We start from the raw sequence: 22,869 nt of genomic DNA on the forward strand, positions 1-22,869 counted from the left end.
ACATGGAAATTCGGCGCATTGAGCGTGGGGACGAAGCCGAGTGGCGACGTCTCTGGACTGCTTATCTTGAGTTTTATAACAGCACCGTTCCCGAGACGGTCTATCGCTCTAGCTTTGACCGGCTGACCTCAGGCGATGCGCGGGAGTTTAAGGGGTTTTTGGCGCTGGTCGAGGGCAAACCCGTCAGTCTTGTTCATTTTCTGTTTCACCGCCATGGCTGGAAGGTCGAGGATGTCGTTTATCTGCAGGACCTCTACGTCGATCCGACCACCCGTGGCACGGGCGCAGGCCGCGCGCTGATCGAGGCTGTCTACAAGGCAGCAGATGCCGCGGGCTGCCCAAGCGTTTATTGGCTGACGCAGGATTTCGACACCACGGCGCGCAAGCTCTATGATCAGGTCGCCGAGATCACCCCCTTTATCAAGTATCAGCGGAGGGTCGCATGAAACCCCTTATTCTATTAGGTGCCGTCGCCCTGACACTGGCCGCCTGTGCGCCCAATCCCCCGGCCTCGCGCGCGCCGGTCACCGCTGTGCCGCAGGTGCGGGGTGTGCAATTCAATGGCGGCGGGCTGCCGCGCGGTGTGACCCGGTCCAATGCATCGCTGGCTCAGGATTTCGTCGATCTGACATTTGCGCTGGAAAGCGGCCAGAAGCTGCGCGGGCTGCTGCGCTATGAAGGCCCGGTGCGGGTGGTTCTACGCTCCCCATCGCTGGCCCCCTATAGTCGCGATCTGGAGCGGCTGCTGGCGCGGTTGCGCAACGAAGCTGGCGTGCCGATCCAATCCACCCGCGACCCGGCGCTAGCGCAAATCCATATCGAGGCAGTGCCAACCCGCGAGATACAGCGCGCCTATCCCGGCGCCGCCTGTTTTATCGTCCCCGGTGAGACAAATTGGGCCGAATTTCGCCGCCGGTCCTCGCGCGCCCGTGTCCGCTGGTCGGATCAAACCACGCTGGGGACCACGGGGATTTTTCTGCCGTCCGACAGCACGCCGCAGGATGTGCGGGACTGTCTGCACGAAGAAATCGGCCAGGCGCTGGGACCTGCGAACGATATCTACCGACTGTCCGATTCGGTTTTCAATGATGACAACTTCCATTCGATCCTGACCAGCTTTGACATGCTGATGCTGCGGGTCCTTTACAGCCCGCAAATGCGCTCGGGCCTGCCGCCTGCTGCTGCCAAACGACGCGCGCTTGAGGTTCTGAACAGCATCAACCCGCAAGGCCGCGGCGCAGGGCAACCACCCCGGGCCCCGGAATCGGCCAGCTGGAAAAAGCAGATCGAGACAGCCATGACCCGTGGCAACGCCCGCAACCGGCGGCTTAAGGCCGCTGATACGGCCGTGCGGATCGCCCAGGCGATGCAGCCTACTGACCACCGACTGGCGGTGGCCCTGATGACGCGGGGGCGGCTGACCATGCGGTCAAATTCGAATGCCGCCGCCGCGGACTTTGCCGCAGCCTATCGGCAGCTGCGCCAGCAGCTTGGCGACAATAACGTGCGCACAACGCAAGCCGTGCTGCATCTGGCGATCATCGCACTGGAATCGGCCCGCTATGACCGCACGCTGGAACTGGTCGCGCAAGCCATCCCGGTGGCCGAGCGTGGCGAGAATGCGGTGCTGCTCTCCGGTCTTTATGCCATCCGGGCCGAGGCTTTGCTGAAATCCGGAGATGCTACCCGCGCCCAAAACGCCCGGCTAAACAGCATGAGATGGGCGCGCTATGCCTTTGGTGACCTGAACGGGGCTATCGCCCGGGCACAAGCCGCTTTGGAAGAAATGGGTGGTTCGCCATCAAGGAATGCAACGCCATGGTAATCATTAGTGCTGCGCTTTTTGGCTTCGCATTTGGCTGGTGGCGCGCCACAGAGCGTCAGGGCAACCAGCTGGACAAGCTGCAATATGGCGCGGCGCATGGCATATGCTTTGCCATCCTCGCCTTTGTCGCGGTCCTGATCGTGGTGCGTCTGGGGCTGGTCTGAATGTTCACGCGCCTGTTCCTTGACCTGCGCGCCGCCCGCGTTCCTGTCTCCCTCCGCGAATATCTGACCCTGCTGGAGGCGATGCAGGCCGATCTTGTGACCTTCGACGTTGAGGCCTTCTACCATCTGGCCCGCGCCACACTGGTCAAGGATGAACGCCATATCGACCGCTTTGATCAGGTCTTTGCCGCGACCTTTTCCGGCCTGGATGCCGTCAGCCTGGACGAAATACTGGAAGCCACCGATCTGCCGGAAGAGTGGCTTCGCAAACTGGCAGAAAAGCATCTCAGCCCCGAAGAAATGGCCGAGATTGAGGCCCTGGGCGGTTTTGACAAGCTGATGGACACCCTGCGCGAACGTCTGAAAGAACAACAGGGGCGGCATCAGGGTGGCAATAAATGGATCGGCACGGCGGGAACCTCCCCCTTCGGTGCCTATGGCTACAATCCTGAGGGCGTGCGCATCGGCCAGCACGAAAGCCGCCATCGCCGCGCCGTGAAAGTGTGGGACAAGCGCGAGTTCAAGAACCTTGATGACAGTGTCGAACTGGGCACCCGCAATATCAAGGTCGCCCTGAAACGCCTGCGCAAGTGGGTCCGCGACGGGGCGCATGAGGAACTTGATCTGGATGGCTCGATCCGATCGACGGCCCAGAACGGATATCTTGACGTCGTGACTCGGCCTGAGCGCCGCAACGCCGTCCGCGTTCTGTTGTTTCTGGATGTCGGTGGGTCAATGGACGCCCATGTCCGTATTGTCGAAGAATTGTTTTCGGCCGCACATGCGGAGTTTAAGCAACTGGAATATTTCTATTTTCACAACTGCCTTTACGAAGGTGTCTGGCGCGACAATAACAGACGTTGGAATGATCAGACCCCGACTTTGGATGTGATGAACAAGTATAATGCAGATTCAAAAGTGATCTTCGTCGGTGATGCGGCGATGAGCCCCTATGAAATTCTTTATCCTGGCGGCGCAAACGAACACCACAATCCCGAAGCAGGTGAGGTCTGGTTGCGCCGGGCTCGCGAAACCTGGCCGAATTGCGTCTGGATCAACCCCGAGCCGCAGCAATACTGGCACTATACGCCCTCCACGCAGATGATCTCTGAACTGTTCGAGGGCCAGATGTATCCAATGACGCTGGAAGGTCTGACCAGCGCAACCAAAACACTGGGAAACTGACATGCTGCGCCGCGCCTGGACCGAACATCGCTGGCTGACCTTCGCGTTCTGCCTGAGCCTTTTGGCCACCGTGTTGATTGCCGTTCGCCTGACCGCCGCCTGGAGCCATTGGACCGTCTATCGCGAGCCTGCCGTTTCGCCCTGGATGACCATCGGCTATGTCGCGCGGTCCTATGATGTGCATGGCAACACGGTTTTCGAAGCGTTGCGGGAACAACTGGGCCTGGAGCGCGGCAAGCGCGAAACCATTGCCCAGATCGCTGAACGCCTCGGCAAGGACGAAGGCGAGGTCATGTTCACGGTCGCGATGGCGGTACGGAATGCAGGAGGCTTACAATGACCACAACATTTGTTGGTCTGGTTTCGGCCTATGGCCCTGCTTGTCTGGCAGTTATGGTCGCACTGGGATGTATCGGCCTGCCGCTACCCACCTCGCTGGCGCTGGTCGTGGCGGGCGGTCTGATTGCCACGGGCGATCTGAGCGCGCCTGCGGTTTTGATTGCCGCTTTGGGCGGAGCAGTTGTCGGGGATACACTGGGCTATCTGATCGGGCGGCTGGTTGGCCCACGGACTGACAGTGATACGGCCCGCAGCCCGGAACGGCAAAAGGCCCATGACCGCGCCGCGCAGCTTCTGTCCACCTGGGGCGGCCCTGCCGTTTTCTTTACCCGTTGGCTGCTGCCCCCGCTGGGACCCGCACTCAACATCGCCGCAGGCGCAGCGCGCCTGAACCCAACGCTATTCTTTTTTGGCGATATCGCTGGTCAGATGGTCTGGGTCTTTCTGTTTGTCTTCACTGGCTACCTGCTGGCCAGCCAAGTCGCGATCTTCCTGCCGCTGGTCTCCGCAACAGCCACACTGGCCGTCGCTGCCCTTGTCACTTTGGTCCTTGGCGTCATTTTGATCCGAAAGCTACGCCGGGAACCGACATAGAGCCCTCAGCGCTTCCAAAGCCTTACCGATCGAATGTTCATTACAGCTTCGGACGCCCGGACTGCACATCTGGAAGCGGAAGCAAACCCAACCTATATGGCAGCTATGATCCGATTGACACCGATCCTTCTGGCAATCCTGGTTGCGCTGGTTATGTACCGTTTCTCAAACTGGCGAATGGGGCGGATACTTGATGCGCGCTCTACCCCGCTGGCTGACCCGCAGATCGAGGTGCTGACCAAAAGGATGGCGCAGGTCTTGGGGCTAAAGCATCTGGCAGTCCATGTGTTCGAGATCGACCCGGTGAACGGATTGGCCGCTGCGGATGGCCGAATTTTTATCACCCGCGGGTTCTTGAAAAAATATGCCAAGGGAGAGGTCAGTGCCGAGGAACTCGCCTCGGTCATTGCGCATGAACTGGGGCATGTTGCCCTGGGCCACTCAAAGCGGCGGATGATCGATTTTTCTGGTCAGAACGCGATCCGCACCATTCTGACACTGGTGCTGGCCCGGTTCATTCCCTTTATCGGCCCTTGGATTGCCACGATGCTAAGCAACCTTTTGGCTGCACGCCTATCGCGGCAGGATGAATATGAGGCTGACGCCTATGCTGCCGCCCTGCTGACCAAGTCAGGGATCGGTACGGAGCCGCAGAAATCCCTGTTTCGAAAGCTGGATCGGATGAGCTCGGCGCTAGCCACACCGCCGGCCTGGTTGATGACCCATCCGAAGGCCGAGGCGCGCATCGCGGCCATTGAACGGCTTGATGAGGCCTGGCAGGACTGATCATGAAAAAGGCCAGGAAACCCCGGCCCAGATATCATTCGTTTGAGGTTGGAACCGCAGGCCCGTCGCTGGCACTGGGCGGGGTCAGGTTGCCCTCAAGAGCGGGAGGAAGTGTAACCTCGCCGCCGGTGTCTTCGACTGCTTCGACACCGACACGGTCGATGACCGAACTATCGACATTCTTCTGCGTCGAAATCCATGTCAATGTCAGCAATGTGGCTGCAAAAGCCGCTGCCAGCATCCACGTGACTTTCGCCATTGCTGTTGTCGGCGGACGCCCGGACGCTGTTCCGCCACCGCCGCCGATGCCCAGACCACCGCCTTCAGAGCGTTGCAGTAGCACCGCTAGGATCAGCGCCAGCGCGATGATCAGATGGATGGTAAGGACAAAGTTTTCCATAGCACTTCCGTTCACGTCACAATCGAGCCGCCCCTATAGCGGCTCATGTGGGCATTGTCGATGGCCTTTCAAGGCAGGGTTTTAAAGGTTGTCATCCTCGACATCGTCGACATCCAGCTGACCAGACAGGCGGCGATTGATGATCGACCAGCTCAGACCAACCCCAAGCACGAAGGATAGTGCGATAAGGCCGATCCAGGTCATGACGCCAGCATTGGTGAGACTGATCCATCCGGCATCCCATAGAACCCAAACAATTATGGCAACCAACGCCAGCATTAGCCCGACACCCACCTTTCCGATAGAGCGCAAGGTGGCGCGCAAGAACACCAGATAAGCCAGCGCCAGAACCAGACCAATCAGCGCAACCATCGGCAAATTGGTGTCATATGCCCCCTTAGCCCAGTGGACAAAGTTCCAGCTGGTCGGGTTGTACGTAACGAAGACCAGCACCAGAGCAGCAGCCCAGCGGATCAGCAGTGATTTCAGCATGTCAGCATCCCTCTCAAATCCCGGTCCTTCTTAACGGCTTGTTCCGAGCAACGCCAGCCTTGCCCGAAACAAGCTGCATGTTTTCCAGCAAAAGAGCAGATATCGCTTAGAGTTCAGCTTTTGCAGGCGTCAGAAACGGAAACTTTAAAAGTTTCCGATCCGATTTCCTTAGAGGAAATCGGCAGGCACCGTTTACAAGTGACTATTGTAGCGCAACCCTTCGATCTACTCTGCGGCGCGCGCCAAGCCGGGGGTGTAGGCCTGCCTGACAAAATCCCCCAACACCTTGACCAGCGGCATGTCGGTCCGCAGCGTAACATACATGTTTATGTTGACCTCCGGCAGATCCGGCAGCGAACAGCCATGTTCGATCACTTGTACATGTGGTGAGGAATTGCCCGCAACATTGGCATGCACGGCCAAGTCGGCGGACACAGTCGCATCTACGGTGCGCGAGCTGTCAGAGTTCACCACCATATCCCAAGCGATTCCGGCATCATCCAGCGCGCGCTGCACTGGATCCCGGAAAATACAGCCCGTTTCAAATGCCAGCTTCAGCGGACGCTGCCGCCAGGCAGTGCCACCGGGTGCACCAACCCATAAAAGCGGTTGGGTTAGCAGCGTTTCCCCACCATTGTCCAAACCAGACTCGGTCGTCAGGATGACATCCAGCCCACCCCGGGCGAAATCCTCCTTCAACGCCTTGGTGAAAGACGAGATCAGTTCCACCCGCACCCGGGGATATTCCGCAGCAAAGCGTTGCAGAATACCGGGGATCAGCGGATAGACGATGTCATGCGGCACACCGAACCGCACCTCGCCCTCAAAGCAATCATCCAGCATCCGCGCCCAGACCTCATCATTCAGCGCCAGCATGCGGCGGCCATAGCCGAGCAACTGTTCGCCTTGCGCGGTCAGCGTCACACCCCGACCGGTTCGGTCCAGCAATGCCTGACCCAACGCTTGCTCAAGTCGCTTTAGCTGCATCGAAACGGCTGATTGTGTCAGATTGAGTTGCCCAGCAGCACGCGTCACGCCGCCGGTTTCAGCCACGGTGACAAAGGCGCGCAAGGCGGTCAGGTCGAGATTTCGCGGCATATCACAATCCTTGATTAACTATCTCAGAATCATTCATTTTACAAATGTATCCACCCATCGCATATATATCAACATTGGTGATCACTACCGCGAATTCGATCAACAAGCCGAATGGAGGACACGATGGCAAATTCGATCGCAAGACCCGCAGTCCGGACCCGGCTGACCCGCAAACGGTCACGCGGCCTGATCGGTTGGTTGCTGCATCTGGATGATGCACACCGACAGCGCAGGAAACTGGTGGAAACGCCGGATCACCGATTGCACGATATGGGCATTCAGCGGCGCGATGCAGCAAAGGCCTGGAACCCGCCGCCAATGTTTCTGCTTTAGGGATGAACAGGCATTGCGTCTGGCCCTTTTCCAAAGGGACAGCGCCGCCTCACTGCATTTATTTCAGCGCCGCTCCAAAACTCTATGATCCGGCTCAGCTGCCCGGCTCGACCTCGCCGATCAGCTGCAGCACGGTCGGGCCGATGGCATCCACCACTTTGCCGACACCTTCGGCATTCGGATGGACGCCATCGGCCTGCATCAGGTGCCGCACCTGGCTAAGATCCGTGCCCTGGCCCAAGCCGGACAGGAAATTCGGGTAGAGAACCGCACCGTATTTCTGGGCCAGCTCAGGATAGATCGCATCGAAATCCCGCTGGTAATCCGGCCCGTAATTCGCGGGCGCAGGCATCCCTGCCAACAAGATCGGTAAATCTCGTGACGAAATTTCCGCCAAAACTGCATCCAGATTGGCACGGGAGGCCGCAGGATCTATCCCGCGCAGCAGGTCATTGGCTCCAAGCTCTACAATCACGACATCGATATCATCGCTTAGCGACCAGGCAATCCGCGCTTTGCCGCCCGCGGCCGTATCCCCGGATACACCGGCATTGACCACCGTCACCTGATCTTCGCTGCGCGCGTTCAACCATGCCTCCAGTTGCGGGACAAACCCCTCCGCCGGGGGCAGGCCGTAGCCATGGGTCAGGCTGTCGCCGAAGGCCAGAACCGTGACCTCCTCGGCCAGCGCCGGTGTGGCGGTAAAGACGAACAAGGCCGCCCATATCTTGCGCTTTAGGGCTTTTGCCCCATATGGGGAACGGAACAACGACCGGAGCCGCCCCATGACTGACCCCGTCATCTCGATGACCGATGCGACCCTGACGCTTGACGGCAATGCCGGGAGGGTCGCGATTTTGCGGGGCATCACCCTGTATGTCACCCGCGGTGAAACGCTGGGGCTAGTGGGACCGTCTGGCTCTGGCAAGTCGTCTCTCCTTATGGTCATGGGCGGGCTGGAGCGCGCCACCTCGGGCCGGGTTCTGGTTCTGGACCAGGACATGACCGCCCTGGGCGAAGATGCGCTGGCCCGGTTCCGCAGGGACAATATGGGTATCGTGTTCCAGTCTTTCCACCTTATCCCAACGATGACCGCTTTGGAAAATGTCGCCACGCCTTTGGAACTGGCTGGCGCGCGGGACGCATTTGACCGCGCAGCAGAGGAACTAAAGGCCGTGGGGCTGGGCGCGCGGATGGATCACTACCCCTCGCAAATGTCAGGGGGAGAGCAGCAGCGTGTCGCGCTGGCCCGCGCGGCGGCACCGCGCCCCAAGGTGCTGTTAGCCGATGAACCTACCGGCAATCTGGATGGCGCGAATGGCGAGGCAATCATGGACATGCTATTCGGGTTGCGCGACCGGCACGGTGCCACACTGGTGCTGGTGACCCATTCCAACGACCTGGCCAATCGCTGCGACCGGGTCATCCGCTTGCGCGATGGTGTCCTCGATCAGGCAGCGGAGGCGGCAGAATGAGCGCGGATCTGATACGGGATGGATATGCAGTCCTGCCGTCCCTGCTGTCATCGGCGGAAGTTTCGGCGCTGCGGGGCGAATTTGACCGACTGTCTGCAAATGGCTCCGCACGGGGCGGGGCGGCTTATGGTATTCGCGGGGTTCTGCGACAAAGCGATCTGGTGCGGGATCTGGCCTCGGACACCCGGCTGACAAGCCTTGTAGAACAGGCAACGGGCGCTGCCCCGCGCGCTGTGCGCAGCATCTTCTTCGACAAGTCGCCAGAGGCAAACTGGCCATTGCCCTGGCATCAAGACCGGACTGTCGCCCTGCAACACAAAGCTGAAACAACAGGCTTCACCAACTGGACCCTCAAACAAGATGTCCCCCATGCAGAGCCGCCTGTGAAAGTGTTGCACTCAATGGCAACGATTCGGCTGCACCTGGATGACACCGATGCGGAAAATGGCGCATTGCAGGTCGTTCCCCACTGGCAGGATCGCGTCAGAGACGCCGCCGCGCTGGCCGCGTTACGTCACGCTACTGACGTGGTAACCTGCACCGTTCGGGCAGGTGGTGCCGTGCTGATGCGGCCACTGACACCGCATGCTTCAGAACGCAGCCGCTCTGATCGCCGCCGCCGCGTGCTGCATCTGGAATATTGCGGTGCTTCCCTGCCTGCCCCGCTGCAATGGGCGGAAGCGGCATGAGCGTCGCAACCCGCATAGCCTTTCGAGAATTGCGCGGTGGCCTCTCTGGCTTTCGCATCTTTCTGTTATGCCTCGCGCTTGGGGTTGCGGCGATCACCGCTGTTGGCTCGGTCCAAAAGGCCATTCAGACCGGGTTGGAGCGTGAAGCCTCTGCCCTGCTGGGCGGTGATGCTGAGATGCGATTCACCTATCGCCATGTGAATGCGGAGGAACTGGCCTGGATGAACGAACAGGCGCAGCAGGTTTCGCAAATCGTCGATTTCCGGTCCATGCTGGTGACGGGCGACCAACGCGCGCTGACGCAGGTCAAGGGCGTTGACGAGGCGTATCCGATTTATGGAGAGGTCAAACTGGATCCGCCCATGCCGGTCACTCAAGCTCTGGAAACCCGCGACGGGCTGGCCGGGCTGGTGGCGGAAAAGGTTTTGCTGGACCGGCTGGGGCTGCAGCCGGGCGATATCGTCATGCTGGGCGCGCGGGAATATGAGCTGCGTGCCGCACTGATGTATGAACCCGATGGGGCAACGGCGGGCTTCTCGCTGGGGCCACGGGTGATCGTGGCTGAAGCCGCGCTTGACGGCAGTGGATTGCTGGCCGCTGGCACGCTTTATGAAAGCTCTTACCGGCTGCGGCTCGACCCCGGTGCCAATCTGTCCGCGCTTGGGATCGAGGCGAAGGAAACCTTCCGCGACAGTGGATTGCGCTGGCGCGACCGACGCAACGGCACACCATCGATATCGCGCTTTGTCGATCGGCTTGGGGCGTTTCTGGTGCTGGTCGGGCTGGCGGGGCTGGCTGTGGGCGGCGTCGGCGTATCCGCAGCGGTGCGCGCCTATCTGGAGCGCAAGACTGCGACCATCGCCACCCTCAAGACACTGGGAGCCAGCGGCAACACGATTTTTGCTGTGTACCTGATCCAGATTGGCCTGCTGGCCATCCTCGGCATCGCTGCAGGTGTGCTGCTGGGCGCTGCCCTGCCCGCCATGCTGGGACCGGTTCTGTCCAGCAATCTGCCAGTGCCTGCGATGTTTGGCTTTTACGCCGAACCGATGATCGAGGCGGCGTTTTACGGCCTGATGACAGCGCTGATCTTTACCCTTTGGCCGTTGGCCCGCGCCCGTGATCTGCGCGCTGCCGGTCTGTTCCGCGATGCGGCGACGGAAAACCACGGCTTGCCGCGCCCGGTTTATCTGCTTCTGATTGGTGCGCTGGCCGCGCTGCTGGTCCTTGCCGTGGTGACCCTGTCGGGCATCCCGACATTGGCCATCGGGGCGGCGGCGGGGATCGTGGGCTCTCTTTTCATCCTGTCGCTGGCAGCCACAGGCATGCGACGGCTGGCCCGGCGTTTGTCCCGCTCGCGCGCAGCGCGCGGCGCACCGGCTTGGCGTCTTGCGCTGGGATCGGTCGGCGGACCCGGGGGCGAGACGACCTCTGTCGTGCTGTCGCTGGGGCTTGGCCTTACGGTACTGGCCGCCATAGGTCAGATAGACAGCAACCTGCGCGGGGTGATCGAGCAGGACCTGCCGGATGTCGCGCCAGCCTATTTCTTCCTGGATATCCAGAACGAGCAATTGCCCGGCTTCAAGCAAATCGCAACCAGCGAACCGGGCGTCGACAAGGTCGAAAGCGCCCCGATGCTGCGCGGTGTCATAACAAAGCTGAATGGCGAAGACCCTTTCAAGGTCCTCCAGGAACGCACAAACGGCGCGCAGACCTCGCATTGGGTGCTGCGCGGCGATAGGGGCGTGACCTATGCCGACGCCCCGCCAGAAGGGGCGACAATCACCGAAGGCGCATGGTGGAACAAGGATTATAGCGGCCCGCCGGTTATGGCCTTTGCCGAGGAAGAGGCCCGCGAACTGGGCATCGGTATCGGCGACAAGGTGACGGTCAATATTCTGGGCCGCGAAATCACCGCCGAGATCGTCGCCCTGCGCGTGGTGGAGTTCCGCAATATGGGCATCAATTTCGTCATGACGGTCAATTCCGGCGCATTGGCCGGGGCACCGCATTCCCACATCGCTACCGTCTATACCGCCCCCGAAGCCGAGGCCCCGCTGCTGCGGGCAGCCTCTGACGCTTATCCCAACATCACTGCCATCCGGGTCCGTGACGCAATCGAGCGGGTGACAGAGGCGCTGAATGGCCTTACCACGGCAACCCGCTATGGCGCAGCCGCGACGCTTCTGACCGGCTTTATCGTGCTGATCGGTGCGGCCGCAGCCGGGGAGCGGCGACGCGTCTTTGAGGCAGCGGTCCTCAAGACCCTTGGTGCCAGCCGCAAGCGTATCCTGACCAGCTTTGCCCTGCGCTCTGCCATGATGGGGGCCGCTGCCGGGATCGTGGCGATTGCCGCCGGGGCGCTGGGCGGCTGGGCGGTGATGACGCAGGTGATGGAGGCCAGCTACCGCTTTGATGCGGTCTCGGCCCTGGTGATCGTTCTGGGCGGCGCATTTGCCAGTCTGTTGGCGGGTCTCGCCTTTGCCTGGCGTCCGCTGGGCGTCCGGCCCGCACGGGTGCTGCGCGCGCAGGACTAAGGCGTCACGAAAACCTCACCAAAGCGTCATCGGATTGTTAAGCTGATACGGGAAGCCCGGTGAACCAATAAACTCCGAGGTTTTCTGATGAAGTACTCCCTAGCACTGGCGCTGAGCATTCTGGCCGCGCCAAGTTTCGCCGACGCCGTAAATCTGGGTCCGCGCCCCTTCTACCTGATTGATCAGATGCAGGACGGCCCGCTGAAATCCGAGCTGCAGGCTTGCCGGGGTCAGGAGATGAAGCCGAGCCTGTTCTCTATCGGGCATCGCGGTGCTGCCATGCAGTTCCCTGAACACACCGAGGAATCCTATCGCGCTGCTGCTGTCATGGGCGCGGGCATCATCGAATGCGACGTGACCTTTACCAAAGACAAGGAACTTGTATGCCGTCACGCCCAGAATGACCTGCACACCACAACAGACATTCTGGCCACCGATCTGGCCTCCAACTGCACAACCGGTTTCACGCCTGCCAGTGGCGACCAGAAAGCCGCTGCGGAATGCCGGACTTCTGACATCACCCTGGCAGAGTTTCGCAGCCTTAACGGCAAGATGGATGCCGCAAACAGTACTGCGACCGATTTGGCGGGTTACATGGACGCCACGGCTGGTTGGCGTACAGACCTGTATTCCACCAAGGGCACTCTGATGACCCATGCGGAATCGATCGAGTTGATCAAAGCGCTGGGCGGCAAGTTCACGCCCGAGCTGAAGGACCCTGCGGTCGACATGCCCTTCGACGGGTTCAGCATGGACGACTATGCGCAGAAGATGATCGACGAATACAAGGCCGCCGGTGTTCTGGCCACGGACGTCTGGGCGCAAAGCTTCAATCTGGATGTCATCAAGTACTGGATCGAGAATGAGCCGGAGTTCGGCGCGCAGGCGGTTTATCTGGATGACCGCTACGAAGCGTCTGACGAAGATGAAGGCCTGATTGATGCCAATGATCCGTCGACCTTCAAACCGACCATGGCCGAACTGAAAGAGATGGGCGTCAACTACATCGCCCCGCCGATGTGGATGCTGGTCACGCTGGAAGATGGCAAGATCGTCCCGTCTGCCTACACCAAGGAAGCCAAGGCCGCTGATCTGAAGATCATCACCTGGACGCTGGAACGCTCTGGCCCGCTGGCCTCGGGCGGCGGCTGGTACTATCAGTCGATCAAGGACGCCACCACCAATGACGGTGTGATGTTCGAGCTGCTGGACGTGCTGGCCAAAGATGTCGGCGTCGAAGGCGTCTTCTCTGACTGGCCTGCGACCGTGACCTATTACGCCAACTGCATGGGCAAGTAATCCTGACCACATCGCGGCCCGCCCCGGTGGCGGGCCGCCTTGATACGACGCGGGTGAAACTCTATATCTGAGGTCAGGATTTATTCGGGACCCGCCTCATGTTCTCTATTCCCGGCAAACAGGCCGTGACCATGACCACCGCCGCCGCCAAGCAGATCGCCCGCCTTATGGAACAGGGCGGCACCAAGGGCCTGCGCATTGGCATCAAGAAAGGCGGCTGCGCGGGCATGGAATACACGATGGATTACGTGGAAGAGGTTGATCCCAATGACGAGGTGGTCGAACAGGACGGCGCACGGGTCATGATCGCCCCCATGGCGCAGATGTTCCTGTTCGGGACCGAAATTGACTACCAGACTTCGCTGTTGGAATCCGGCTTCAAGTTCAACAATCCCAACGTGACCGAGGCCTGCGGCTGCGGCGAATCGATCAAGTTTGAAGGCCTGTAATGGCCGCCGATCCGTTGCTGATTGACCATGCTCGTGATCTGTTCGCCGAGCTTGGACCGATCCGCATGGGGCGATTGTTTGGCGGGGCGGTGCTTTATGTTGATGACGCCATGTTCGCGATGATCTCGGGCGATGGCATTTACATGAAAACCGATGATGCACTGGCGAAAGAATATACCGCCGCCAGATCAACGCCGTTCAGCTACACCACAAAGACCGGGCGCAGGGTTCACGAGTCTGATGACCCTTCCCCGATAGCGCGGTCGAGGACCCGGCCGAAGCGGTAAGTTGGGCACGCAAGTCTCTGATCCCCGCGCGGGCCGCCGCAAAAAAAGCGCAGCCGCAGCTGATCCTTCCTTTTGCGGGTTTTGCCGGGTAGAACCTTCGGAAAAGCTGGAGAATGACGATGCGCCGCAAGATTGCCGCAGGAAACTGGAAGATGAACGGACTGCCGCAATCGGTGGCCGAGGTTGAGGCGCTGGCATCTGTCCACGCCGCCCCGGGCTGCGAAGTCATTATCTGCCCGCCCTTTCCCCTGATCCCGGCACTTGTCGCCATGGACACAGCCTTTTCCATCGGTGCTCAGGATTGTCATACGGCAGAAAGCGGCGCGCATACCGGCGATGTCTCGGCGAATCTGCTAGCCGCCATCGGGGCTAAAGCCGTTATCGTTGGCCATTCAGAACGGCGCGCGGATCATGGCGAAACCTCTGCCCTGGTTCAGGACAAAGCCGCTGCCGCACAGCAGGCCGGACTAACCGCGATTGTTTGCGTTGGTGAAACCCGGGCAGAGCGCGAGGCTGGCGAGACGCTCAGCGTGGTCAGCGAACAGTTGCGTGGGTCCGTCCCTGCGGCCTCCACCGCCGCAAATCTGGTCCTGGCCTATGAACCTGTCTGGGCCATCGGCACCGGGCTGGTTCCGACCACGGATCAAATCGCCGACGTCCATCGCCATCTGCGGGCCGAGCTGGCCAACCATATGGATGCCGAACGCGCTGAAACGACCCGCATCCTCTATGGCGGTTCGGTTAAGGGCAGCAATGCAGCTGAGATTTTCGCGATACCGGATGTCGATGGCGGTCTGGTCGGCGGGGCGTCCCTGACGGCCGATGCGTTTGCACCAATCGTTGCAGCCGCCGGTTAGGGCGGCAGCCTCCAGCACAAGCCGACCTACCTGTGCGCGGTCCAGCCATATGCCGGACCGCGAAACGATCCTTAAAGCTGCGGACGCGAACGCAGCTGATAGTGCATCGCCAACCGCTCCAACGCGATTTTAAGGACAACCTTGCCAGAACGCGCCGACCAGCCCAGGCGCTTTTCTGCAGCCTCCAGCCCCTCAAGAAAGCAACAGACGCGAAGCGCCACGTCTGATAGGCCCGGCCCCAGCAGTTGCATTGCGCTGGCCACCCGGTCACGCGCGGCAGATGGGCCTGCGGCAGGCCCGCTACCGCCGTCCATCACGCCGCTGCGGCCACCGGTCAGGAACTTGTCCCAGTTCTGAGTAATGCGCGGCCCCATCTGCGCCAGTTCAAAGTCCTCACGCAGACGCTCACCAGCTTCGATCAGGTCACGGGTCAGATAGGGGTTGCCTTTGCGATCCTTTTTGCGGCCCAGCATCAAAAGCGGGCTTTCGGCCATATTGAACCGCACAACCTTTTCACCATCGCTTTGCATCATGCGCCGCTCACCCATCACCTGATGCTGGGCGCGGAACGGCGTGGCGGCCTCTGCCCCGCCCTGACGTCGCGCCTTTTCGGCCCGGTCCTCTTCCAAAAGACGTTTCAGGCTGGCGCGCCCTACCTCTGTGATGTGATAGCGCGCAACACGCCCCGGAACCGTACAGGTGATCCAATCGCGCAAGGCAAACTGATGCACCACATCACGGTCAACCACCGCGGTGCGCGTCTGGCTATCCGGATCGCTTTCGCGAATTACAACCGCTTTGCCCATTTCCGCCGCGACTGCCAGAAAGGCGTCCTTTTCGCACAGCCTGCGCCGTGCCTCACGATCAATATTGTCCTCAGCCTCGTCGAGACACTGTGCAACCTTGGCAACCATTTCTGACACCTCCTCCGTCCGGAAATTCTGTTCAAATTCAGGGGAAATACGATCCGCAACCACGCTCAGAGCTTCGTCCAGCAATGGGTCATCCCGGCGCTGTTCGATGCGTTGCACCTGACGAAGCACCGTCGACGCATGACATCCCAGCATCCGTGCCAGTCCGCGGATTGGCACACCGCCGGTGACATGGGCCAGATACAAGACAACCGGCCGGCATTGCTCTGTAGGAAGCGTGCAGTCTGTCCCCGCTGCACCAGATACATTCTCGCGATCTATTAGCGCTGCAAACGCAGTCATCCGATCGCCTCATAGTAAACAAAAGCGAACAACTACCTAAGGTTGAATCGCAAAGGAGGCGTTAACCATCGCAGTTTTTGGGGAGTCAAAATGATCTAACCGATAACTGCGAACGGTCCTTTGCGATTTCACGCAACACCCCGGCACTGGCCAGACAATGGAACCCGCAAAATCAATCAGCGGAGACCACCTATGTCCGATATCAAACATGCCCTGACTGCCCTGCGCCGCCCCAAAACACTGGTCCGCGCCGCCCGTATCGGTGCTGGCAACTACCGTCGCGAACGGGATCTGACCTATGCGCTGCGGCGCAAGGCTGCTGGTGCTATGGTCGAAACCCTGATCGAAGTTGAGGAACGCCTAGAGGCCAACCGCCAACAAGGCGAATCAACCTATTCCATCCAGCGCCATGTCGGCGTACTGGCTGCCCTGATCGCAGAGGCAAGATTGGCTGGGGCCGGTCAGGCCGCCTGATCAGGCAAACGCGTCCGGCTCACTGGCTTTGCGCTGATCGACATAAGCCTGAAGCGCCTCAGCGATGCCCGGATCAAGGGCTGGCGGCTGATAGTCGTCCAGCATCCGGCGCATCCGCGCGTTGGCCAGTTGAACCGTTTCAGGCGCACCAGCCTCGGCCCAGGCCTCAAACGGGCGATAGTCCAGAACATCGCTCCGCCAGAACGCCGTCTGAAAATTGGCCTGGGTATGGGCGCATCCAAGAAAGTGCCCGCCCGGCCCAACCTCGGTAATTGCGTCCATCGCCTGACCGTTTTCGGACAGGTCCACACCCGCTGCCAGTGAATGCAGCGCGCCCAGTTGATCGACATCCATAACGAATTTCTCAAACGACGCGACCAGGCCGCCCTCCAGCCAGCCGCAGGCATGCACCATGAAGTTCACGCCACCCAGCAAGGCCGCATTCAGCGTGTTGGCACTTTCATAGCCTGCCTGCGCATCCGGCAGTTTTGAGCCGCACAACCCGCCGCCGGACCGGTATGGCAAATTCAGGCGACGGGCCAGTTGCCCCGCGCCATAAAGAATTTTTGACGCCTCCGGCGTGCCAAAAGTCGGTGCACCGGAGTTCATATCGATAGAGGTCACGAACGCCCCAAAAATCACAGGCGCACCGGGCCGGATCAACTGCGCATAAGCAACACCCGCCATCCCCTCCGCCAGCACTTGCGTCAGCGTACCAGCGACCGAGACAGGCGACATAGCCCCGCCGACGATGAAGGGCGAAACGATGCAGGCCTGCCCGGCGCGGGCGTAAACCTCAAGCGCACCCATCATGGTTGCGTCGAATGTCAGCGGTGAATTGACATTGATCAATGAGGTCATGACCGCGTTCTCAGCAACGAAATCTGCGCCGAACAGCAACTCGCACATCTTCACACTGTCTTCGGCCCGCACCGGCTCCGTCACCGACCCCATGAAAGGTTTGTCGGACAGCGTCATGTGCACCATCAGCATATCCAGATGGCGCTTGTTGACGGCAATATCGGTTGGTTCACACAGCGTCCCGCCGGAATGGTGCAACCATTTCGACATATAGCCCAGCCGGACAAAGTTCCGAAAATCCTCAATCGTGGCGTAGCGACGCCCGCCTTCCAGGTCGCGCACAAAAGGCGGGCCGTAGACCGGGGCCAGCACAAGGGACTTTCCGCCAATCTCAACATTGCGTTCAGGGTTGCGCGCATGTTGGGTGAACCGCGGCGGAGCTGTCGCGCAGAGCTTTCGCGCCAAACCGCGTGGGATATGCACCCGGTCGTCGCGCACATCAGCACCTGCTGCGCGCCATAACTCCAGGGCCGCAGGGTTATCAGAGAAAACGACACCGATTTCTTCCAGCACGGTTTCGGCATTCGCCTCAATGATAGACAGCGCCTCCTCATTCAGGATTTCGAAGTTGGGGATATTCCGCTCGATGAAGCGTGCCGCCTCCAGATTGGGCGCACTGCGTTCCGCGCGCCGTGCTGCACCGCCGCCACCCCTAGATTTGCGTCGCCCCTGCGCTGCCGCTTCGTTCATCTTATCACTCCGTTCTGCGCGCCTTTCCGTAGTTTACCCCGTGCCGCCACTCTCCCTACGATCCGATTGCGTATCTATGCCGTTCAAAACCGACATCTTGCGCGAATCCGGTCTGCGGCCTAAAGCCTGCGCTATGACAAACACAGCGCATGACCGCCTTCTCATCATTGATTTCGGGTCTCAGGTAACGCAACTGATCGCGCGGCGATTGCGGGAACTGAATGTCTATTGCGAAATCCATCCGTATCAGAATGTGACGGACGCCTTTCTTAAGGCGTTTGCCCCCAAGGCCGTGATCTTTTCCGGCGGGCCGGATTCGGTGGTGCGCGACGGCTCCCCCCGCCCTCCGAAATCGGTCTATGATCTGGGCGTGCCGATCCTTGGCGTCTGCTACGGCCAACAGGTCATGATGCAGGACCTTGGCGGCAAGGTAGAGGCTGGCGAAAGCCACACCGCCGAGTTTGGCCGCGCCTATGTGACCCCAGCCGAGGACCGCATCGACCTGCTGAGCGGATGGTTCATGGACGGCTCGGGCCGCGAACAGGTGTGGATGTCCCATGGCGACCATGTCAGCGAAATCGCCCCGGGATTTGCGGTCTACGGCACCTCACCCGGTGCGCCATTTGCCATCACCGCCGATCTTTCGCGCCGTTTCTTCGCGGTGCAGTTCCATCCGGAGGTGCATCACACCCCCAACGGCAAAACACTCTATGAGAACTTCGTGCGCATGGCCGGGTTCAGCGGGGACTGGACCATGGGGGCCTACCGCGAAGAGATGATCCGCAAAATCCGCGATCAGGTCGGCGACAAAAAGGTGATCTGCGCCCTGTCCGGCGGCGTTGACAGCTCTGTCGCGGCGATCCTGATCCACGAGGCCATCGGCGACCAGCTGACCTGCGTCTTTGTCGACCACGGCCTGCTGCGGCTGAACGAGGCGGAAGAGGTCGTCTCAATGTTCCGCGAGCACTACGACCTGTTGCTGATACATGCTGACGAAAGCGAACTGTTCCTGGGCGCGTTGGAGGGCATCTCGGACCCCGAGGTCAAACGCAAAACCATCGGCAAACTGTTCATCGACGTGTTCCAGAAATACGCCGATGGGATCGAACGGGCGGAATTTCTGGCCCAGGGCACCCTTTACCCCGATGTCATCGAAAGCGTCAGCTTCTCTGGCGGGCCGTCCGTTACCATCAAAAGCCACCACAATGTCGGCGGGCTGCCCGAAAAGATGGGCCTGAAGCTGGTCGAACCCCTGCGCGAGTTGTTCAAGGACGAGGTCCGCGCCCTCGGCCACGAACTGGGCCTGCCCGCCAGCTTCATCGGCCGCCACCCCTTCCCCGGCCCCGGCCTTGCCATCCGCTGCCCCGGAGAGATCACCCGCGAAAAACTGGAGATCCTGCGTAAGGCAGATGCGGTCTATATTGACCAGATCCGCAAACACTGCCTCTATGACGAGATATGGCAAGCCTTCGTCGCCATCCTGCCCGTGCGCACCGTCGGCGTGATGGGCGACGGTCGCACCTATGACTACGCCTGCGCCCTGCGCGCTGTGACCTCGGTCGACGGGATGACAGCCGACTACTACCCATTTACCCATGAATTCCTGGGCGAAACCGCAACACGGATCATCAATGAGGTGAAGGGTATCAACCGGGTGACCTACGACATCACGTCAAAACCACCAGGCACGATTGAGTGGGAATAGGGCCAAAAAGATCGCTGATTTATATGCCGCCTAAATACATAGTAAGTGCTTATTTTTAATGTATTGCGCGCAACTAAGATACCACCTCAATGAACCCACATCATTTGATTGGGTTTGAGATTTTTCTCACGCGGTATTGAAAGACAACGCCCCTTCCCCCAGCTATTATTCCCAAGCACAAAATACCGGTTACGATTTCTGTCCATCCTGAAAGGAGTGGCGTATGAAAACGACCATATTGGGTATTGCGCTGATATCGTTGGGTACTGGCCTGTTCGCGCAAAGCGAGCGGGTTGTGACACCAACAGCTTTCGTTTTGAGAGAAGACGGCAAGGCAACTTCGTTCAATAGAGATGCCTGGCTCGCTGCGGTCAAACGCTCAAAAGACTATGTCCTGCACATGGCCCTTTTTGATCAAGCAGGTGCTTTCGAAGCAGCCAAAGCAGCAGCAAGAGAACATGGCGTCCCCGAGAACACCGTCATCCTTTCAACGAACAACGCCACGGCAAAAAACTCAACCGAGTTCCGGTCGGCAAAGGAGCAAGCTGATCAGATTCTGCTTGTTGAAAATGTCGATCTTGGCTGGCGGACGGCATTCACAATCCCGATGTGTACGCTTTATGAACGCGACGCGGTTCAAAAGGAAAGAGCGCCCTCAGCAATACTGGTAGCTATGGATGAGGACTACGCCCAGCTTTTCTGCTATGAAAACACAATCACCTATTTTGGGTCTGGTCGCACAGAACCACATTATTTCGATGGCCAAACCATCACTTTGCAAGAAACGATGCCGCCGATCAAAATCCATTCAGCCTATCTCGCCCATAAGGACAAACGGGATGAAAATGGGCGCTATCTGCAACGCGAAAGCAATGTCTACGCGCCGAATGAAGAGATATTTCTTCGTGCCTATCTGGAAAACGTCGCGCGTGAGTAGCCGGGCACGATGGACATGCACTTTTCCTTCGATCTTGACCTTGAGGTGACGGATGAGACCGGCAAAACTATTCGTCGGCAAAAACTATACAACTACGTTGCGCCGTCCGCACTTTTGTATCCGGCAAATGAAACGCAGTTCTGGAACGATATCACCGCAGGAATATCGCTCCAGGATCCGGGTCGGTATGAACTACGCTTCATATTCACCGATAACATTCGTGACGGCGGACCCAAGGATGCCGTCACGTTCCCGGTTGTCATCGAATAGTGATCGGCTGGTTCAAGTCGACCCCAATGCAGGGTTAGTCAGGCAATACCCGAATTGCACCCTTTGCAGCAGATGATACATGCTGTGCATAGGTCTTGAGCGCTTTGGAAACATACCGACTACGTTTCTCTGACGGCTTCCAGGGCAGCGGGCCCTTGGCGGCGCGGCGTTGGTCCAGCACGGCTTCGTCAACGGCCAGGTTGATTGTGCGGTTGGGGATGTCGATCTCGATCGTGTCGCCGGTTTCCACCAGACCAATGGTACCGCCCTCGGCCGCTTCGGGGCTGGCATGGCCGATGGACAGCCCCGAGGTGCCGCCCGAGAACCGGCCATCGGTCAGCAGCGCGCAGCTTTTGCCCAGGCCTTTGGATTTCAGGTAGCTGGTGGGATAGAGCATTTCCTGCATGCCAGGCCCGCCTTGCGGCCCTTCATAGCGGATGATGACGACCGAGCCCTCCTTGACCTTACCGGTAAGGATCCCGTTGCAGGCGTCATCCTGGCTTTCAAACACATGCGCGGTACCGGTGAACTTCAGGATAGAATCGTCCACGCCGGCAGTTTTGACAATGCAGCCCTCCAACGCGAGATTGCCGAACAGAACGGCCAGACCGCCATCCTTGGAAAAGGCATGTTCGACATTGCGGGTCACCCCGGCCTGACGGTCCTCGTCCAGCACCTTATAACGGTTCTCGGTGCTGAACGCCTCAACCGTGCGCACGCCGCCGGGGGCTGCAAGGTAGAAGTCGCGCGTTGCCGGATCGTTGGAGGTCACGATATCCCAATCATTGATCGCACTTGCCAGTGATGGCGCGTGGACCGTACCGACATCGCCATGCAGCAACCCACCGCGCAGCAGCTCACCCAGGATACCCATGATGCCGCCAGCGCGGTGCACATCTTCGATATGCACATCCGGCACAGCTGGGGCGACCTTGCACAGGACCGGCACCTGACGTGACAGCCTGTCGATATCGTCCATGGTGAAATCCACTCCACCTTCATGCGCAATCGCCAGCAGATGCAGCACAGTATTGGTCGAGCCGCCCATGGCGATATCAAGGCTCATCGCGTTTTCAAAGGATTTGAACGTGGCGATCTCGCGCGGCAGACAACCGGGTTTTTCTTCTTCGTAATGCGCCTTGGTCAGCGTGACGATGCGGCGCCCAGCCTCAAGGAACAATTCCTTGCGTTTGGCATGCGTGGCCAGAACAGTGCCGTTGCCCGGCAAAGCCAGGCCCAGCGCTTCGGCCAGACAGTTCATGGAATTGGCGGTGAACATACCCGAACAGGACCCGCAGGTCGGGCAGGCATTGCGCTCAAACTCTGCCACCTGTTCGTCGGTGTAGCTGTCATCCGCCGCAACGACCATGGCATCGACCAGATCAATGGCGCTTTCCAGATCATCGATGGTAACTTTGCCCGCCTCCATCGGCCCGCCCGATACAAAGATCGTCGGCACGTTCAGGCGCATGGACGCCATCATCATGCCCGGCGTGATCTTATCGCAGTTCGAGATGCAGACCATCGCATCGGCACAATGCGCGTTGACCATGTATTCGATACTGTCAGCGATCACCTCGCGCGAGGGCAGTGAGTAGAGCATCCCGTCATGGCCCATCGCGATACCGTCATCGACAGCAATGGTATTGAATTCCTTGGCGACACCGCCGGATTTTTCAATCTCGCGCGTGACCATCTGGCCCAGGTCTTTCAGATGCACATGGCCCGGCACAAACTGGGTAAAGCTGTTGACGACAGCGATAATCGGTTTGCCGAAATCGTCATCCGTCATGCCTGTGGCACGCCAAAGCCCGCGGGCCCCGGCCATATTGCGTCCATGGGTGGAACGTCTGGACCTGTAGTATCGCATCATCCTACCTCGCTAAGCTGGGCAGGACTTTGTAGTAGA

Annotated in this window: 26 protein-coding genes; 19 read left to right on the forward strand and 7 right to left on the reverse strand. The window is 59.6% G+C overall.

Annotated elements, in window-relative coordinates; translation table 11 throughout:
• Positions 1–2 precede the first annotated feature (2 nt).
• The 7 genes from ACW9UQ_RS05430 (at position 3) to ACW9UQ_RS05460 (ending at position 4,893) form a co-directional block, all read left to right on the forward strand.
• Positions 3–446 carry a GNAT family N-acetyltransferase gene (locus tag ACW9UQ_RS05430; protein WP_458929986.1) on the forward strand — a complete coding sequence of 148 codons (444 nt, stop codon included), beginning with the start codon at positions 3–5 and terminating at the stop codon, positions 444–446.
• Positions 443–1,825, forward strand: coding sequence for a DUF2927 domain-containing protein (locus ACW9UQ_RS05435; RefSeq protein WP_458929987.1), 1,383 nt, complete (start codon positions 443–445; stop codon positions 1,823–1,825). The genes ACW9UQ_RS05430 and ACW9UQ_RS05435 overlap by 4 nt, the downstream gene beginning before the upstream one ends.
• Positions 1,819–1,989 (forward strand): hypothetical protein, encoded by a 171-nt coding sequence (locus ACW9UQ_RS05440; RefSeq protein ID WP_458929988.1) that lies wholly within the window; start codon positions 1,819–1,821, stop codon positions 1,987–1,989. Before ACW9UQ_RS05435 ends, ACW9UQ_RS05440 begins: the two co-directional genes overlap by 7 nt.
• A complete protein-coding gene (locus ACW9UQ_RS05445) occupies positions 1,990–3,174 on the forward strand; it encodes a vWA domain-containing protein (protein ID WP_458929989.1) in 1,185 nt (394 codons plus the stop codon).
• Position 3,175: 1 nt separating this feature from the next.
• Positions 3,176–3,514 carry a hypothetical protein gene (locus tag ACW9UQ_RS05450; RefSeq protein ID WP_458929990.1) on the forward strand — a complete coding sequence of 113 codons (339 nt, stop codon included), beginning with the start codon at positions 3,176–3,178 and terminating at the stop codon, positions 3,512–3,514.
• Complete coding sequence (locus ACW9UQ_RS05455) at positions 3,511–4,107, forward strand: DedA family protein (RefSeq protein WP_458929991.1); 597 nt, start codon at positions 3,511–3,513, stop codon at positions 4,105–4,107. The genes ACW9UQ_RS05450 and ACW9UQ_RS05455 overlap by 4 nt, the downstream gene beginning before the upstream one ends.
• Positions 4,108–4,212: 105 nt before the next feature.
• Positions 4,213–4,893, forward strand: a complete 681-nt coding sequence (locus tag ACW9UQ_RS05460; protein WP_458930034.1) for a M48 family metalloprotease — start codon at positions 4,213–4,215, stop codon at positions 4,891–4,893.
• A 34-nt stretch (positions 4,894–4,927) separates the two neighbouring features.
• On the opposite strand, the gene secG is transcribed toward ACW9UQ_RS05460, so the two are convergent.
• The 3 genes from secG to ACW9UQ_RS05475 form a co-directional block, all read right to left on the reverse strand.
• On the reverse strand, positions 4,928–5,293 hold the full coding sequence (gene secG / locus ACW9UQ_RS05465; protein ID WP_458929992.1) for a preprotein translocase subunit SecG: 366 nt from the start codon (positions 5,291–5,293) through the stop codon (positions 4,928–4,930).
• An 81-nt stretch (positions 5,294–5,374) separates the two neighbouring features.
• Positions 5,375–5,785, reverse strand: coding sequence for a DUF6524 family protein (locus tag ACW9UQ_RS05470; RefSeq protein WP_458929993.1), 411 nt, complete (start codon positions 5,783–5,785; stop codon positions 5,375–5,377).
• Positions 5,786–6,010: 225 nt separating this feature from the next.
• Complete coding sequence (locus tag ACW9UQ_RS05475; RefSeq protein WP_458929994.1) at positions 6,011–6,883, reverse strand: LysR family transcriptional regulator; 873 nt, start codon at positions 6,881–6,883, stop codon at positions 6,011–6,013.
• A gap of 123 nt (positions 6,884–7,006) precedes the next feature.
• Here ACW9UQ_RS05475 and ACW9UQ_RS05480 point away from each other — a divergent pair, with 123 nt between their 5' ends.
• The gene (locus ACW9UQ_RS05480) at positions 7,007–7,216 is read left to right on the forward strand and encodes a hypothetical protein (RefSeq protein ID WP_458929995.1); all 210 of its coding nucleotides are present in this window, start codon (positions 7,007–7,009) and stop codon (positions 7,214–7,216) included.
• 94 nt (positions 7,217–7,310) lie between these two features.
• Here ACW9UQ_RS05480 and ACW9UQ_RS05485 read toward each other — a convergent pair whose 3' ends face one another.
• Entirely contained in the window at positions 7,311–8,003 is a 693-nt protein-coding gene (locus tag ACW9UQ_RS05485; RefSeq protein WP_458929996.1) for an arylesterase, read from the reverse strand.
• Here ACW9UQ_RS05485 and ACW9UQ_RS05490 point away from each other — a divergent pair.
• The 7 genes from ACW9UQ_RS05490 (at position 8,002) to tpiA (ending at position 14,809) form a co-directional block, all read left to right on the forward strand.
• Positions 8,002–8,691 carry an ABC transporter ATP-binding protein gene (locus ACW9UQ_RS05490; protein WP_458929997.1) on the forward strand — a complete coding sequence of 230 codons (690 nt, stop codon included), beginning with the start codon at positions 8,002–8,004 and terminating at the stop codon, positions 8,689–8,691. The two genes, ACW9UQ_RS05485 and ACW9UQ_RS05490, sit on opposite strands and share 2 nt — an antisense overlap.
• Positions 8,688–9,380: a phytanoyl-CoA dioxygenase family protein gene (locus tag ACW9UQ_RS05495; protein WP_458929998.1), complete on the forward strand. Its 693-nt coding sequence runs from the start codon at positions 8,688–8,690 to the stop codon at positions 9,378–9,380. The genes ACW9UQ_RS05490 and ACW9UQ_RS05495 overlap by 4 nt, the downstream gene beginning before the upstream one ends.
• The gene (locus ACW9UQ_RS05500; RefSeq protein ID WP_458929999.1) at positions 9,377–11,917 is read left to right on the forward strand and encodes an ABC transporter permease; all 2,541 of its coding nucleotides are present in this window, start codon (positions 9,377–9,379) and stop codon (positions 11,915–11,917) included. The genes ACW9UQ_RS05495 and ACW9UQ_RS05500 overlap by 4 nt, the downstream gene beginning before the upstream one ends.
• A gap of 87 nt (positions 11,918–12,004) precedes the next feature.
• Positions 12,005–13,216, forward strand: a complete 1,212-nt coding sequence (locus tag ACW9UQ_RS05505; RefSeq protein ID WP_458930000.1) for a glycerophosphodiester phosphodiesterase family protein — start codon at positions 12,005–12,007, stop codon at positions 13,214–13,216.
• A 98-nt stretch (positions 13,217–13,314) separates the two neighbouring features.
• A complete protein-coding gene (locus ACW9UQ_RS05510) occupies positions 13,315–13,665 on the forward strand; it encodes a HesB/IscA family protein (protein ID WP_458930001.1) in 351 nt (116 codons plus the stop codon).
• Entirely contained in the window at positions 13,665–13,952 is a 288-nt protein-coding gene (locus ACW9UQ_RS05515) for a TfoX/Sxy family protein (protein WP_458930002.1), read from the forward strand. Before ACW9UQ_RS05510 ends, ACW9UQ_RS05515 begins: the two co-directional genes overlap by 1 nt.
• A gap of 119 nt (positions 13,953–14,071) precedes the next feature.
• Positions 14,072–14,809 carry a triose-phosphate isomerase gene (gene tpiA / locus ACW9UQ_RS05520; RefSeq protein ID WP_458930003.1) on the forward strand — a complete coding sequence of 246 codons (738 nt, stop codon included), beginning with the start codon at positions 14,072–14,074 and terminating at the stop codon, positions 14,807–14,809.
• Between the two features lie 71 nt (positions 14,810–14,880).
• Here tpiA and ACW9UQ_RS05525 read toward each other — a convergent pair whose 3' ends face one another.
• Positions 14,881–16,023 (reverse strand): DUF6456 domain-containing protein, encoded by a 1,143-nt coding sequence (locus ACW9UQ_RS05525; protein WP_458930004.1) that lies wholly within the window; start codon positions 16,021–16,023, stop codon positions 14,881–14,883.
• 192 nt (positions 16,024–16,215) lie between these two features.
• On the opposite strand from ACW9UQ_RS05525, the gene ACW9UQ_RS05530 reads away from it, so the two are divergent.
• Positions 16,216–16,497, forward strand: a complete 282-nt coding sequence (locus tag ACW9UQ_RS05530) for a DUF6477 family protein (RefSeq protein ID WP_458930005.1) — start codon at positions 16,216–16,218, stop codon at positions 16,495–16,497.
• Here ACW9UQ_RS05530 and ACW9UQ_RS05535 read toward each other — a convergent pair whose 3' ends face one another.
• Positions 16,498–18,048: a trimethylamine methyltransferase family protein gene (locus tag ACW9UQ_RS05535; RefSeq protein WP_458930006.1), complete on the reverse strand. Its 1,551-nt coding sequence runs from the start codon at positions 18,046–18,048 to the stop codon at positions 16,498–16,500.
• 133 nt (positions 18,049–18,181) lie between these two features.
• Between ACW9UQ_RS05535 and guaA the strand changes: the two genes are divergently transcribed.
• The 3 genes from guaA (at position 18,182) to ACW9UQ_RS05550 (ending at position 20,960) form a co-directional block, all read left to right on the forward strand.
• On the forward strand, positions 18,182–19,753 hold the full coding sequence (guaA, locus tag ACW9UQ_RS05540; protein ID WP_458930007.1) for a glutamine-hydrolyzing GMP synthase: 1,572 nt from the start codon (positions 18,182–18,184) through the stop codon (positions 19,751–19,753).
• 223 nt (positions 19,754–19,976) lie between these two features.
• Positions 19,977–20,690 carry a hypothetical protein gene (locus ACW9UQ_RS05545; protein ID WP_458930008.1) on the forward strand — a complete coding sequence of 238 codons (714 nt, stop codon included), beginning with the start codon at positions 19,977–19,979 and terminating at the stop codon, positions 20,688–20,690.
• Between the two features lie 9 nt (positions 20,691–20,699).
• Positions 20,700–20,960 carry a hypothetical protein gene (locus tag ACW9UQ_RS05550; RefSeq protein ID WP_458930009.1) on the forward strand — a complete coding sequence of 87 codons (261 nt, stop codon included), beginning with the start codon at positions 20,700–20,702 and terminating at the stop codon, positions 20,958–20,960.
• A gap of 34 nt (positions 20,961–20,994) precedes the next feature.
• Here ACW9UQ_RS05550 and ilvD read toward each other — a convergent pair whose 3' ends face one another.
• Positions 20,995–22,830, reverse strand: a complete 1,836-nt coding sequence (gene ilvD, locus ACW9UQ_RS05555) for a dihydroxy-acid dehydratase (protein ID WP_458930010.1) — start codon at positions 22,828–22,830, stop codon at positions 20,995–20,997.
• Positions 22,831–22,869 lie beyond the last annotated feature (39 nt).

It is taken from the genome of Halovulum sp. GXIMD14793 (assembly GCF_054457435.1).

Coding starts and splice junctions, on each gene's coding strand:
- ACW9UQ_RS05485 (WP_458929996.1), bottom strand. CDS start 8,003: ATGGGGCGGCTCCGGTCGTTGTTCCGTTCCCCATATGGGGCAAAAGCC.
- ACW9UQ_RS05525 (WP_458930004.1), bottom strand. CDS start 16,023: ATGACTGCGTTTGCAGCGCTAATAGATCGCGAGAATGTATCTGGTGCA.
- ACW9UQ_RS05440 (WP_458929988.1), top strand. CDS start 1,819: ATGGTAATCATTAGTGCTGCGCTTTTTGGCTTCGCATTTGGCTGGTGG.
- ACW9UQ_RS05490 (WP_458929997.1), top strand. CDS start 8,002: ATGACTGACCCCGTCATCTCGATGACCGATGCGACCCTGACGCTTGAC.
- ACW9UQ_RS05455 (WP_458929991.1), top strand. CDS start 3,511: ATGACCACAACATTTGTTGGTCTGGTTTCGGCCTATGGCCCTGCTTGT.
- ACW9UQ_RS05450 (WP_458929990.1), top strand. CDS start 3,176: ATGCTGCGCCGCGCCTGGACCGAACATCGCTGGCTGACCTTCGCGTTC.
- ACW9UQ_RS05535 (WP_458930006.1), bottom strand. CDS start 18,048: ATGAACGAAGCGGCAGCGCAGGGGCGACGCAAATCTAGGGGTGGCGGC.
- ACW9UQ_RS05550 (WP_458930009.1), top strand. CDS start 20,700: ATGGACATGCACTTTTCCTTCGATCTTGACCTTGAGGTGACGGATGAG.
- guaA (WP_458930007.1), top strand. CDS start 18,182: ATGACAAACACAGCGCATGACCGCCTTCTCATCATTGATTTCGGGTCT.
- ilvD (WP_458930010.1), bottom strand. CDS start 22,830: ATGCGATACTACAGGTCCAGACGTTCCACCCATGGACGCAATATGGCC.
- ACW9UQ_RS05460 (WP_458930034.1), top strand. CDS start 4,213: ATGATCCGATTGACACCGATCCTTCTGGCAATCCTGGTTGCGCTGGTT.
- ACW9UQ_RS05480 (WP_458929995.1), top strand. CDS start 7,007: ATGGCAAATTCGATCGCAAGACCCGCAGTCCGGACCCGGCTGACCCGC.
- ACW9UQ_RS05470 (WP_458929993.1), bottom strand. CDS start 5,785: ATGCTGAAATCACTGCTGATCCGCTGGGCTGCTGCTCTGGTGCTGGTC.
- ACW9UQ_RS05510 (WP_458930001.1), top strand. CDS start 13,315: ATGTTCTCTATTCCCGGCAAACAGGCCGTGACCATGACCACCGCCGCC.
- secG (WP_458929992.1), bottom strand. CDS start 5,293: ATGGAAAACTTTGTCCTTACCATCCATCTGATCATCGCGCTGGCGCTG.
- ACW9UQ_RS05495 (WP_458929998.1), top strand. CDS start 8,688: ATGAGCGCGGATCTGATACGGGATGGATATGCAGTCCTGCCGTCCCTG.
- ACW9UQ_RS05515 (WP_458930002.1), top strand. CDS start 13,665: ATGGCCGCCGATCCGTTGCTGATTGACCATGCTCGTGATCTGTTCGCC.
- ACW9UQ_RS05505 (WP_458930000.1), top strand. CDS start 12,005: ATGAAGTACTCCCTAGCACTGGCGCTGAGCATTCTGGCCGCGCCAAGT.
- ACW9UQ_RS05530 (WP_458930005.1), top strand. CDS start 16,216: ATGTCCGATATCAAACATGCCCTGACTGCCCTGCGCCGCCCCAAAACA.
- ACW9UQ_RS05435 (WP_458929987.1), top strand. CDS start 443: ATGAAACCCCTTATTCTATTAGGTGCCGTCGCCCTGACACTGGCCGCC.
- ACW9UQ_RS05475 (WP_458929994.1), bottom strand. CDS start 6,883: ATGCCGCGAAATCTCGACCTGACCGCCTTGCGCGCCTTTGTCACCGTG.
- ACW9UQ_RS05430 (WP_458929986.1), top strand. CDS start 3: ATGGAAATTCGGCGCATTGAGCGTGGGGACGAAGCCGAGTGGCGACGT.
- tpiA (WP_458930003.1), top strand. CDS start 14,072: ATGCGCCGCAAGATTGCCGCAGGAAACTGGAAGATGAACGGACTGCCG.
- ACW9UQ_RS05545 (WP_458930008.1), top strand. CDS start 19,977: ATGAAAACGACCATATTGGGTATTGCGCTGATATCGTTGGGTACTGGC.
- ACW9UQ_RS05500 (WP_458929999.1), top strand. CDS start 9,377: ATGAGCGTCGCAACCCGCATAGCCTTTCGAGAATTGCGCGGTGGCCTC.
- ACW9UQ_RS05445 (WP_458929989.1), top strand. CDS start 1,990: ATGTTCACGCGCCTGTTCCTTGACCTGCGCGCCGCCCGCGTTCCTGTC.